This window comes from Sphingobacterium puteale, assembly GCF_003627955.1.
Lineage (GTDB): Bacteria > Bacteroidota > Bacteroidia > Sphingobacteriales > Sphingobacteriaceae > Sphingobacterium > Sphingobacterium puteale.
This window is the reverse complement of record NZ_RBWS01000006.1, coordinates 180,900-195,051: the sequence shown is the minus strand read 5'-3', so window position 1 is coordinate 195,051 and position 14,152 is coordinate 180,900. Positions and strand designations below refer to the sequence as shown.

Annotated in this window: 8 protein-coding genes; all 8 read left to right on the top strand. The window is 43.2% G+C overall.

Going from position 1 to position 14,152, the window contains the following annotated elements:
- The first annotated feature begins 7 nt into the window (after positions 1 to 7).
- Positions 8 to 1,462, top strand: a complete 1,455-nt coding sequence (locus tag D7322_RS08115) for a glycan-binding surface protein (protein ID WP_121123050.1) — start codon at positions 8 to 10, stop codon at positions 1,460 to 1,462.
- A 98-nt stretch (positions 1,463 to 1,560) separates the two neighbouring features.
- Positions 1,561 to 3,153: a glycoside hydrolase family 43 protein gene (locus D7322_RS08110; RefSeq protein WP_121123048.1), complete on the top strand. Its 1,593-nt coding sequence runs from the start codon at positions 1,561 to 1,563 to the stop codon at positions 3,151 to 3,153.
- 3 nt (positions 3,154 to 3,156) lie between these two features.
- Entirely contained in the window at positions 3,157 to 5,070 is a 1,914-nt protein-coding gene (locus tag D7322_RS08105; protein ID WP_121123046.1) for a sialate O-acetylesterase, read from the top strand.
- A 61-nt stretch (positions 5,071 to 5,131) separates the two neighbouring features.
- Complete coding sequence (locus tag D7322_RS08100) at positions 5,132 to 6,343, top strand: glycoside hydrolase family 5 protein (protein ID WP_121123044.1); 1,212 nt, start codon at positions 5,132 to 5,134, stop codon at positions 6,341 to 6,343.
- A gap of 147 nt (positions 6,344 to 6,490) precedes the next feature.
- Entirely contained in the window at positions 6,491 to 8,518 is a 2,028-nt protein-coding gene (locus D7322_RS08095; protein WP_245971289.1) for a beta-galactosidase, read from the top strand.
- A 35-nt stretch (positions 8,519 to 8,553) separates the two neighbouring features.
- Complete coding sequence (locus D7322_RS28740; RefSeq protein WP_220700038.1) at positions 8,554 to 10,503, top strand: glycoside hydrolase family 97 protein; 1,950 nt, start codon at positions 8,554 to 8,556, stop codon at positions 10,501 to 10,503.
- A 46-nt stretch (positions 10,504 to 10,549) separates the two neighbouring features.
- Positions 10,550 to 12,187, top strand: a complete 1,638-nt coding sequence (locus tag D7322_RS08085; protein WP_121123040.1) for an alpha-L-fucosidase — start codon at positions 10,550 to 10,552, stop codon at positions 12,185 to 12,187.
- 86 nt (positions 12,188 to 12,273) lie between these two features.
- Positions 12,274 to 14,046 carry a glycoside hydrolase family 2 protein gene (locus D7322_RS08080; RefSeq protein WP_220700037.1) on the top strand — a complete coding sequence of 591 codons (1,773 nt, stop codon included), beginning with the start codon at positions 12,274 to 12,276 and terminating at the stop codon, positions 14,044 to 14,046.
- Positions 14,047 to 14,152: the final 106 nt, after the last annotated feature.

Below are 14,152 nucleotides of genomic sequence, written 5' to 3'. Positions count from 1 at the left end.
GAGAATTATGAAAGCAATATATGATAACAATCGCTTTATATTATTAGTGTTCATCGCATTTATTATGCTGTCTATGCTATCCTGTAGCCGCAACAATGATCTGACAATGCCCCCAGAGATAACCCACATACGACTGACAGATCCTGAAAAAGCTGATAGCACCTTTACAGGTGCATTTCCGGGCACAATGATTGCTATTGTCGGAAAAAATCTTGACGGTATACAAAAAATTTATATTAATGATCAACAGATTGGATTTAATGCAAATTACTGCACGTCAACAAGCGCCATTATTTCCATTCCTGCCAACTTGCTACTGACTGGCACCAATCCGGATCTCCCCAATGAGATTCGGATAGAAACGAGCCACGGTGAAGCGAGGTTCAATTTCCATATCTACTCTCCAGCACCCCAGATCAGCCGTATCGAATTAAATTATCCAGCCAAAGCTGGTGAAAAGCTCAGTATATATGGTTTAAATTTTTATGAAGTAAAAAAAATAGCATTCGAAACCGCAACTGGCGGTAGCGTACCAGCTACCGAATATGAAGTCGGTAAGGACTATGATAAAATCGAATTAAAGATCCCATCAGGTATCCAAGATGGCCGGCTGGCAGTCTACTGCATAACAGATTCGGTCAGCATAGCCTTCACAACTAACGTTTCGCCGCCAATAATAAAATCATGGAGCAGCGATATGCCTATTGTTGGCGACCAGGCGTTTATTACCGGTGTCAACTTCATCAACGTGACCAAACTAAATATCAATGGAGAATTTGATATTCCAAGTGAAGATCTTATGGTAGCAAAAAGTCAAGATACCATCTATTATCGACTCCCTAAAGCCCCTATCAAATCCGGTACAATTACGGTTCATGCGGCTGGTGGGCAATCTAATTCAACAAAGCTATTTTATCCTATTGAGAATCTTGTCCTGAATTGGGACGAAATAGGCCATTATGAGTGGGGAGACAACAATATGCCTGTAATGGCAGACGGCACCAAGCCACCTTACTTCACAGCGGGGACTGCTTACCGCATCTTCGGATCACCGGGTGCATGGCAATATTGGTGGGGCAACCTGTCCAACAAAGGCAATTACCCCACAATAACTACAATACCCGCCAATACGCCTATTAGCAGTCTTGTACTGCGCTTTGAATGCTTCCTTAATGAGCCTCTGGCGACGGCGACATTTGACCTACAGCTCAAAGGCAACGGGGATAAAATGGTGTCAGATTATGTGCCACGCGACCGAAACAGCAACAAAACAAATCTTGGGAAATGGATGACCTGTGACATCCTTCTCAATAGGTTTACGACAGTTGCCGACTACGGAAGTTTTGCTGCCATAGCCAGCTCGGAACTGAGCATTTTCACGAAAAATAAAGCAGACAATGCCAATGTCAAGGTAGACATCTATTTCGACAATTTTAGAATTATAGACACAAGCAAAAACTAAACCCATTTACAACAATAAGCACTTTAAAACTAGGCCGGATACACGAGCAATCGTTAATAACGGCCTTTAGTAACCAATCATCTTTCACAAACACACACATGAAATTTAAAAAGTCAATTTACGTCATTATCTCCGCCCTATTTTCCATTGCCTTTCATTATGTCATTGCACAAACTGGCTTTTCAAATCCTATTATCAAAGGGTTCAATCCGGATCCAAGTATCTGTCGTGTAGACGATGACTATTACCTAGTTACTTCGTCCTTTGAATATTTTCCGGGCCTCCCGATTTATCATAGTAAGGATCTTGTCAACTGGGAACAGATAGGTCACTGTCTCACCCGGGATGCCCAGCTACCGCTGGAAAAGGCAGCTGCTTCAGGCGGCTTATTTGCCCCTTCGATCCGCTATCACGATGGCCTGTTTTATGTCATCTGTACCAATGTATCATCAGGCGGCAATTTCTTTTGCACGGCTACTGATCCCACTGGCCCCTGGAGTGATCCGATCTACGTTGCCATCGAGAGTATCGATCCTGATATATTTTGGGACGAGGACGGTAAAACCTATTTTGTCACGCAAGGAAATGAAGGGATTCGGGTGACGGAGATTGATATCAAAACCGGCAAGGTCATAGGCCCCGAACACTTAGTCTGGCGCGGTATCGGTGGGCGTTTTCCCGAAGCTCCACATCTCTATAAAAAAGACGGGTTTTATTACCTGCTTCTGGGGGAGGGCGGTACCGAATACATGCATAGCGCAACAATTGGGCGAAGCAAAAATATCCTTGGGCCCTATGAATCCAGTCCACTGAATCCGATCCTGACGCATGCCAATAGAATTGGACAGGCAAATCCCATTCAAGGTGTAGGGCATGCAGATCTAGTCCAGGCCAAGGATGGCAGCTGGTGGCTGGTTTGCCTCGGTTTCAGGGTTACACAGCCCTACAGCTATTACCACGTCCTGGGGCGTGAAACTTTTCTTGCTCCTGTGGACTGGCCGCAAGGAGGATGGCCACAGGTCAATGGCAATGGAACAATCAGCCTCGACATGAAAACGGCAACTTTGCCGTTGAAACCGTTCAGCAAACCTGCTATTCGAAACGATTTTGACAAACAACAACTTGGTTTTGAATGGCAATATTTAAGAAATCCGCTACGGGACAATTATTCCCTATCCGAAAAAAAGGGATGGCTCACGATAAAAACTACCCCAAATACGCTAAACGATGCCAAACCGATCTCAGCAATCCTAAGAAGACAAACGGAACACAATTTTACGGCTACTACACTACTGCAATTTGAATCTTCAAAGGAAAATGAAGAAGCTGGAATAACATTAATCCAAAACAACAACCATCACTATGATTTATTGATCATAAAACACAAAAAACAGAATATCATTCAATTACGCGTTAAAGTAGGTTCACTGAGCTACATCGCCGCCGAAAGAATAGTGCAGGGCAATCAACAAAAATTAAGAGTAGAAGGAACTCCACAACAGTATATCTTTTCGGTAGCTAATCCCGATAGTGAAAATTACAGCGAAATCGGCAAACTGGACACACGGTATCTTGCAACCGAAGTTGCTGGCGGCTTTACTGGTGTAATGATAGGGCTTTATAGCACCTCCAATGGCATTCCGACTAACGCAAAAGTATTCTTTGACTGGTTCGACTATAAAACAATATAAAATATGAATCTAAAACATCTCCCAATTTTCATTGCTTTTTTCTTACATGCGTTTCTATTAAAAGCTGAGCTTAGGCTTCCCGCTATATTTGGCGACAACATGATCCTACAACGGGACAATCCCATAAAATTATGGGGATGGGCTGAAAAAAATGAAACGATCCATGTCCAGTTTATGCAGCAAAACCTGAATACAAAGGCAGATAAAAATGGTCAATGGAAACTCACCTTAGCCCCTACTTCACACGGAGGACCGTATCGTTTAAAAATAAATGGCCGTAAGGAACAGATCCTATTAAAAAATATCTTGGTCGGCGAGGTATGGCTTGCTTCCGGCCAATCTAACATGGAATGGATCGTAAAAAATTCCAATAATGCCACCGGCGAAATCAGGCAGGCAAATTATCCGAACATTCGGGCATTCAATGTCGAAAAGAATATGAGTGATGTGCCCAAACTAGATCTTAACGGGAAATGGGAAATATGTTCCCCTGCCACCGTGGGCGATTTTTCAGCTGTAGGATACTTCTTTGCCCTTAAGCTCTATCAGGAACTAGGTATACCCGTCGGAATAATAAATTCTTCCTGGGGTGGTACAGGTGTTGAGACCTGGACCAGTGGAAACAGCTTTAACAAACTGCCTGCACATTATAACGCCCCCTACAAACAAGCTTCCACAGGCGATCTAAAGAGTTTTATGAGCGAAAACGAATTAAAGAAACAGGCCTATCAACAGGCTTTAGCGAACGATCCGGGGATAGCCGAGAAATGGTACGAAAACAATACGGACTTATCAACATGGGGAAAAATGAATGTCCCACAATTATGGGAACCCAAATTGGATAATATCGACGGCATTGTTTGGTTCAAACGTAGCATTCATCTTCCAAAGGGTAGTGCCAGCAAGTCCGCGTCTATACATCTTGGAACCATTGATGACAATGATATCTGTTGGATAAACGGCGTAAAAGTGGGTGAAACAAAAGGATATACCATTCCTAGGAGCTACAATATCCCAAAAACTGTTTTAAAGGATGGTGAAAATATTATTACCCTAAAAATTATGGATACCGGTGGCGGTGGCGGATTTTACGGAAATCCTGCCCAGCTATATCTCGAAATTGAAGGAGAGAAATCCCCCCTTGATGGCGAATGGAATTATAAAGAGGCCATCACAACCAAGCAGCACGGCTATAAAGAAGTTTCGCCAAATATGTTTCCATCTTTGCTCTTTAACGCCATGATCAATCCCATTATCCCATATACCATTCGGGGTGTCATCTGGTACCAAGGCGAACATAATGCCGGCCAGGCTTACGATTACCGTACCCTCTTCCCCAATCTAATACAGGATTGGCGATCACTTTGGAAATTTGATTTCCCTTTCTATTGGGTGCAATTGGCCAATTATATGGCCAAAGATAAAACCCCTGAAGATAGTGACTGGGCAAAGCTGAGAGATGCACAGACTCGGACCCTCCGTCTTGTACATACTGGTCAGGCTGTAATTACCGATATTGGTGAAGCAGATGATATCCATCCGCGCAACAAGCAGGAAGTCGGCCGACGACTCGCTTTAATTGCATTGGCCAAAGATTATGGCAAAAAAGAGCTTGTCTATTCGGGGCCGATGTTCAAATCGATGGTAAAGGAAGGCAATAAACTGGTTATATCTTTTGATGCTACCGGAGGAGGACTCGTGGTTGACAACAAATACGGTTATGTGGAAGGTTTTGCCATCGCTGGAGCAGATAAAAAATTTGTATGGGCCAAAGCGCATATAGAAGGCAACAAATTAATTGTCTATGCCGATCAGGTTTTAAATCCTGAGTTTGTTCGCTATGCATGGAGTAATAACCCAGATGTCAATTTATTCAATAAGGAGGGCTTACCTGCTGTGCCTTTCAGTAATGAGTGACTAAAACGTTAGACCATAAGTTGCATAATTTAATCAAAAAATAAATATAAGAATTGATCCAATGAAAAAGTTATTGAGTTACATCATCATGCTGTTGATACTTCCAGCATGCTCTAATAAAGAGATTAAGGCCAATACAGAGTTGCATACACCTGAACAGAAAGAGGAACTAAAACCTGCTTACAGTAAATTCGCAATTCGTGAAAATTTCAGTACCAGGCAATTGGTTGATGAAATGGGTTTAGGGATCAATCTAGGCAATGCCTTGGATGCGACAGGCAGCTGGATCAACCCAAGCAATATCTCCAATTACGAAACGGCATGGGGCAGCCCGCTCATTACAAAAGAAATGATTGAAGGGTATGCTGAAGCCGGTTATTCTTCACTGAGAATTCCAGTCACCTGGAGCAACATGATGATAAACGAGGAAAATTACAGGATCCATCCGGATCTGCTGAACAGAGTCGAATCGATCTTAAATTGGACACTTGATTGCGGTTTGGTAGCTATTATAAATGTGCACCATGAGAATGAATGGGTCAAAAAAGTCCCAACAGACAATGAAGCCAAGAAAAAGTTCACTTCCATCTGGGAACAACTCTGTAACCGATTTGAGAAATATGGTGATCACCTGATCTTTGAACCCATGAATGAAATCGGCTATGATGAGATATGGACTCCTTGGAATGGAGGACAGACCGAAAAAGCAAAAGCATTCGGCTATGTAAATGAACTTAATCAACTTTTTGTGGACATCGTCAGAAAATCGGGCGGTAACAATGCAAAACGCCATCTTTTAGTAGAAATTTACAATACTGGTCTGGAGTATGCTTTTGACCCACTCACCAAAATTCCTACCGATCCGGCAAAACATCTTGCGTTAACCGTACATTATTATACTCCGCCATTATTTGCCATATTAGGCAATGGTGAAGATGCAGGATGGGGAGTTGGTGTCCCTTCTTGGGGTACGCCGCAAGAATTTAAGGAACTTAACGACAACATGGATCTGCTAAAGAAAAATTGTGTCGACAAAGGGATACCGGTCGTCATTGGCGAATATGCCTGTTCCTCCAAGAATAGAACACAGGAAGTAGTCAGGCTATTTAATGTTTCAGTTACTGAAGCAATTTATTCGCGTGGTATGTGTCCGATGCTCTGGGATGTTCAGGGAGCCGGGCAATATGATCGGACAACGAGTACTTTTAAAGATCCAGTCTTTCTGGAACAGATGAAAGCAATACCTACTAAATATCCACGCAATAAAAAATAAAGTTTGCCATTCGCAACTTATGGATCGCGTACAACAAAGAGCTTTTGAAAAAGTAGCACGTGGAGGCGTACAACGTACGTCTCTAACCTTTAACATAACGATATACCAAAACCAATGACACCAAAAAACATTTTTTTCCTATGCTTGATGTGCATCACAATCCTTCCCCTGGAGGCACAATACAAGTTTGATCGCCCCCTTTACGGTGCAGCATACTACCACGAATACATGCCGGGCGAGCGCCTGGAGGAAGATATCCGTCTAATGAAAAATGCTGGGCTCAACGTCATCCGTATAGGCGAATCTGCCTGGGGTCTATTTGAACCACGGGAAGGCGTATTTGAATTTGAATGGATGGACCGGATTATCGACAAAATGTATCAGGCAGGTATTAAAATGATACTTGGAACACCTACTTATTCCATTCCCGCATGGCTTGCCCACACACATCCCGAGGTGTTGGCAGAATATCAGCGCGGCAATAAAGCGTATTATGGAATCAGACAAAATATAGATTTTACCAATCCCACTTTTAAATATTACAGTGAGCGTATCATCCGTAAGCTATTGGAAAGATATGCAAAACATCCTGGGGTAATTGGCTATCAGGTAGACAATGAAACAGAAGCGCGTGGTGTAAATAATCAGGATTATTTTATCGGATTTCGAAATTACATAAAGAACCGTTTTAACAATGACCTCAATTTACTCAACAAAGCATGGGGTATGAACTACTGGGGAATGAATATTCGGACTTGGGAAGAATTCTATACCCGCGATGGCGTCACCAATCCCTCCTATAAAAACGAATGGGAGCGGTACAACCGCAAACAGGTCGCTGACTTTCTCAACTGGCAATGCGACATTGTCAATGAATATAAGCGCAAAGACCAGTTTATAACCCACTGCTTTATGCCTGATTTTCACAATATAGATCAGGTGGAAAGTTTTCGTCAGATGCAATATCCTGCCATCAATATTTACCATGACGTACAGGATAAACAAGATGGGCAGCGCATCGCTTATGCAGGTGATTTTGTACGCACTGTCGGCAAGAATAATTACATCGTGATGGAAACCAACGCTCAGGGAATAGGTTGGGACGCGCGCACCCAGTATCCACCCTACGACAGACAGTTACGGCAAAACGTGTATGCCCATTATGCCTCAGGTGCCAATATGGTGGAATACTGGCATTGGTCTACCCTACATTATGGCCAGGAAACCTATTGGCGCGGCATATTGGGACACGATCTGCAGCCGAATCGAATATACAATGAGTTTAAAACTACTGCAAAAGAGCTGGCAAAAATCGGGGATCATATCATCGACTTGAAAAAGAAAAATAAAGTAGCAATCTTGTATAGCCACGATTCATACCACGCAATGAACTTTATGCCTTATACCTATAAAAACAATTACCCCATCGACATGGTCCACAAATCACTATACTTTCAAAATATTGAAGCAGATATTATCCCATGCGATAAAATTTATGATTTTAACGGCTATGCCATGTTGGTTATCCCTCCGCTTTATGTCGCTACGGATGAACTGCTTCAGGCGATTGATAAATTTGTAAAAGAGGGCGGCCATGTCGTCATGATGCACAAAAGCGGCTATTGCGACGAGCACTCTGCCGTTAGGGCCACGGCAGCACCCGGACCATTGCGGAAAGCCTGTGGATTCTACTATCAAGAGTTCTCCACAATCGGCGATATGCAGCTGAAAGATAATCCTTTTCAATTGACCAGCAAGAACCAAATAGGCGACTGGTACGAGTTTTTACAAACTGAGACTGCCAAACCCTTGGCCTATGCCGAACACCCCTTCTTTGGAAAGAGGCCCGTGATAACAGAAAATACATACGGCAAAGGAAAGCTAACCTATATCGGAACCTATCCTTCACAGGAATTGCTCAATGCGATTATCCGAGAAACTGCTACGGCGGCCAAGGTTACCGCCGTCAACAGCTACACTTTCCCAATCATTCAGCGTTCGGGAACGAATAAATGGGGCAAGGCGATACATTACCTATTTAATTATAGTGCTCAACCAAAACAGATTACATATACAGGTGCTCCAACGAAAGAACTTATTTCGGGCAATGTGGTGCAAGCAGGTCAACAGATCTTATTAGGCCCTTGGGACGTGTATATCATGGAAGAAAAGTAATTCACATTCCCTTATCAACATATTCACTAATTATCATGAGAGCATTTATCATCATTCTATTTCTCGCAATATCGTTGGGCCTCTCGGCACAGACTTACACAATAAAATCCCCTGACGGAAAAATTTGTTTGGACATTGACCTATCCGATGGGCTCTCCTACTCCGTATCCTACAGGGACAAGCAAGTCATACACCCTTCGCCAATGGGTTTTCAACTACAGGATGAACCTGCCATGCATAGAGGCTTTACCTTGCTAAGCACTCCTAAAACCAGCAGTCAACGCGATTCTTGGAGACCAGTCGTAAAGAATAAACACGCCAATATCGACATGCAGTGGAACGAAACTCATCTTGCCCTGATCGAAAAGGAAGGCGAGAAACGACGGATGGACCTCTTCTTTCGGGCCTATAACAATGGGGTAGCCTTTCGCTATCAATTGTACAGCAGCCCGAAAATAGGCAACAGAGCCATCACCAGCGAAATGACCGGCTTTTCAGTCGCTGGTCAGGCTCACGCTTGGGCAGCAACATATAAGCTACGTTATACCTCTAGCCAGGAAAGCGAATTCAATAAAGTTCCCTTGGCCGGATTCAGCGATCAGACCCTGACCGGACTTCCTTTATTGATTGAAGTTGACAGGGAAAACTATCTGGCTATCACCGAAGCGAACATAGACAATTATCCCGGATTTTATATCGGTAGCAGCTCCGCTGATGCTAAAGGACAGGCACTGCTCACAACCAAACTTTCTCCGTTGCCGGGTGAAAAAGAAGACGGTATCAAAGCCCGTTTTGCAGACAAAATAAAGACTCCTTGGCGTGTGGTAATGATTGGCGATAACCCTGGACGATTTATCGAATCCGAAATTGTTCAATCGCTCAACCCACCCTGCGCAATCGAAGACCCCACATGGATAAAACCGGGACTTTGCGCATGGGACCACTGGTGGAGCGGCGAAGTGAAAATGGAGACCGCCGTTATCAAAGAATATATAGATTTTGCTGCTGCACAGGGATGGCCTTATATGCTGATCGACTGGCAGTGGTATGGGCCGTTCAACCAAGCCCAGGCCGATATTACCAAACCGGCATCCCAAATCAATATGCCCGAAATACTCGATTATGCCCGAAAGAAAAATGTGCGTCTCTGGTTGTGGCTGTACAGCACCGATGCCAACCGCAACAACGCCTTCGAAAAAGCCTTTGAACTATACGAGCGCTGGGGGATCGCCGGCGTAAAAATAGATTTTATGGACCGCGACGATCAGGAGATGGTAAACTGGTACCATAAAGTGATCAAAAAAGCAGCCGAGCACCGACTCATGGTCAACTTCCATGGTGCCTACAAACCCGATGGCATCGAACGTACCTACCCCAATATGATCACACGTGAAGGTGTGCTGGGTGAAGAGTATGCCAAATTTTCTGACCGTATCATCCCTACACATAACGTTACTTTACCTTTTACGCGCATGCTGGCAGGGCCTATGGATTATACGCCAGGGGGTTTTCTCAATGTGAGCGCAGCCCAGTTTAAGAAGCAGTCACCAACCATGATAATGAACACCCGTTGTGCCGAACTCGCCAAATTTATACTATATGAAAGTCCCTTGACTGTGTTCTGCGACCACCCCAAGCATGTTTTAGGCCAACCTGGAAGTGATTTTTTGCAGATCGTACCCACAGTATGGGATGATACACGTTTCATAGACGGTTACCCCGGGGAATTTATTGTGATGGCCAAACGTTCGGAAACAAACTGGTTTATCGGTGCCATGACCAACAACATGGCCCGCACCATTACGATACCGACCAATTTCCTGCCTACAGGCAAATATGTGCTGGAATATTGGCAGGATGCAAAAGATGCGGCAACAACACCTACAAAGCTTGATAAAGAAACACTGGTATTCGAGGCTGGAAAGTCAATAAAAATATCAATGGTCAATGGTGGCGGATATGCCGCGGTTATCAAACCACAGTAACATTAACAGATTAAATACATTATTCAACATAAAAATACAGCATACGATGAACAAGAATATTTTTAAAACACTATTACTTTTTACAGTCCTCGGAACGGCGTTAAATGCGTCCGCCCAACAAAAAAGAGAAACGGCCTCCTCTTCGGATAAATTTCAGCCTACCTGGGAATCCCTGGCGCAATATGAAGCGCCTGAATGGTTTCGCAATGCCAAGTTCGGAATCTGGGCACACTGGGGGCCTCAATGTCAGCCCGAACAGGGTGATTGGTATGCCCGCGGCATGTATGATGAAGGCAGCTGGCAGCATAATTCGCATCTAAAAAATTATGGACATCCTTCTGTGGCTGGATTTAAAGATGTTATCAATACCTGGAAAGCTGAAAAATGGGATCCTGAAAGACTTGTCGCATTGTACAAAAAGGTCGGGGCACAATATTTCTTTGCAATGGGAAACCATCACGACAATTTCGATCTGTGGGATAGCAAATATCAAAAATGGAATTCGGTCAATATGGGGCCCAAACGTGATATCCTCGCCGCCTGGTCAAAGGCCGCGAAGAAAAATAGCCTTCCCTTCGGTGTAAGCATTCATTCCTCCCATGCATGGACATGGTATGAAACAGCTCAACGAGCGGATCAATCTGGCCCACTCAAAGGCGTTCCCTATGATGGTAATATGACAAAAGAAGATGGAAAAGGTAAATGGTGGGAAGGCTATGACCCCAAAGAACTCTACCGTCAAAATCATCCCCTTAGCAAGGGAAGTGAGGATGTGAAATCTTTATGGGCGCAGTGGGATTGGCATAATGGAGCCTCCATACCGACGCGGGAGTATATCGATAATTTCTATCAACGAACAGTCGACATGATCGACACCTATCAACCCGACCTGCTCTATTTTGATGATACGACACTCCCTTTGTGGCCTATCAGTAATGTTGGACTCGATATTGCCGCCCATTTTTATAATAGTAACGTCAAGAAAAACAAAGGAAAGGTCGATGCAGTACTGTTTGGAAAAATTTTGTCCGAACAACAAAAAGAGTGTTTGGTATGGGATGTCGAACGTGGCGTGCCCGATCAAGTTCAAGAAAAAGCCTGGCAGACATGTACCTGTCTGGGTAGCTGGCACTATAATAAAGCTGACTACGAAAACAACACTTACAAGTCCAGTAAAAAGGTCATTCATATGCTTATTGATATTGTCAGTAAAAATGGTAACCTCCTGCTTAACGTTCCGATCAAGGGAGATGGCAGCATAGACGATAAAGAAGAGAAAATTCTACATGAGATAGGCGACTGGATGCAAATCAATAAAGAAGGAATCTTTGATACCCGCCCCTGGAAAATATATGGTGAGGGACCAAGTACAGTAGAAAAGAGCCCTTTGAACGCGGCTGGATTCAATGAAGATAAGGACAATGCCTATACCGCAGAAGATATCCGTTTTGTACAGAAAGGAGACGCCATTTATGCCCATATCATGGCTTGGCCAACCGATGGAAGAATTTTGATAAAGTCTTTGGGAAAGAAAAATAAAACAGTTCCTTCACTGCGCGTTAAAACCGTATCACTATTGGGCCATAAGAAAAAACTGATATTCCATCAAAATGAAGAGGCACTTTCCGTCACCTTGCCGGTGGAGATGCCAAATCAAATTTCGCTGGTTTTGAAGATTAACTAAACCGTTTCTTCGGACTATAAAAATAATACAGCAAGGCTTTCTCCGGACATCGGCTAAGAAATTAGAAAATTAAAACTATGTGCAACATGAAAATTATATTAGCATTATTACAGTTATTCCCGCTCCTATCGTTTGCTCAATCCGCAATGATCCATATCGAAGGGCGGCAAAGCAGCAGCCTAAATGGTTTATGGAATGTCATTATAGATCCCTTCGATGCCGGGTCTGGAGATTGGGCTGCCTATTATAAAGATCGAAAGCCTTTAAAAAACACCGATTTTGTCGAATCCGCATTTGAAGGTGGTCCTCAGCTTTATGTGCCCGGAGATTTCAACTCCCAACTTCCTGAGCTCAACTATTATGAAAGTAGCATCTGGTACAAACGCTCGTTTAACGTACAAAAAACTGAAGATCGCCGATTTTTTCTCCATTTCGCCGCAATAAACTATAAGGCAGAAGTTTATTTGAATGGCAGCAAAATCGGTGAACATGAAGGTGGTTTTACACCTTTCCAATTTGAAGTAACAGACCTGCTAAAAGGTGGGGAAAATAGTCTTATTGTGAAAGTAAATAATCAGCGCATGAAGGATGGTATACCCGGACTTGGCTTCGACTGGTTCAATTACGGTGGGATAACACGTGATGTCGACCTCGTACAGACTCCAAAAACCTATATTAAGGATTACTTTATTCAACTGGCACAGCATAATGAAAATACCATTGACGGATACGTCTCCCTTGATGGCCCTTCAAAAGAACAAGATATAGAAATAAACATTCCAGAATTACATGTCAGGTTTAAAACCAGAACAGATAAAGAGGGAAAAGCTATACTCAAATTTCCTTTTCGGAAGAAGACCTTGTGGACACCGGAAAATCCAAAGTTATATGAGGTACGTGTCTCCGCAGAAACGGATCACATAAAGGAGCAAATTGGATTTCGAACAATAAAAGTTGATGGAACAAATATTTTATTGAACGGCAAAGCAATCTTTTTAAAAGGGATTAATATTCATGAAGAAGTTCCGCAACGTCGCTCCCGTGCCTATAGCGAAAGCGACTATCAAATGCTTTTGGAATGGGCCAAGGATTTAGGCTGTAATTATGTGCGTCTGGTACATTATCCACATCATGAAAAGATGGTAAAAATGGCGGAGAAAATGGGCCTGATGGTTTGGGAAGAACTGCCTATTTACCAGGGAATAGACTTTACAAATGCAGACATGAAAGAAAAAATGAACTTGATGCTTAAAGAGATGATTGCCCGGGATAAAAACCGGGCTGCAACCATCATATGGAGCCTCTCGAATGAAACCTACTCCTCGCCGCCAAGAGACAGTTCGCTCACAGCATTGTATTACCTAGCAAAATCGTTGGACAATACGCGTCTCGTGACCTCAGCGTTTAATAATATGCGCTTTGAGGGCAACAAGGCCTATATTGAAGATAAACTCAATAGTTTGATGGACGTCATGGCGATCAATCAATACCTCGGCTGGTATAAACCATGGCCCGAAACAGATAAAGAAGTCGAATGGATATCCAAATTCAATAAACCGCTAATCTTTTCGGAATTTGGAGGTGAAGCAGTTTTCGGAAACAATATCGATCCAAATCGAGCAAGCAGCTGGAGTGAAGATTACCTGGCGGATATTTATATGCGCCAATTTAAAATGTTCAAGAACATACCTTTTCTAAGTGGAGCAACGCCATGGCTCCTAGTAGATTTCCGTTCTCCGGGGAGAGCCCATCCCATTTATCAAAAGGGCTGGAACAGAAAAGGATTGTTATCTGATCGGGGAGAAAAAAAGAAGGCTTGGTACATTGTAGCAGATCAATTCATAAACAATTTCAATTAGTTAAATCGGAGCATAAAAGCAAATCTTCCCAATTCATCGGGAAGATTTGCTTTTATGCAAAGTGAAATAGTCAAATTTAGCCATAATTGACTTCCATCCTCTGATC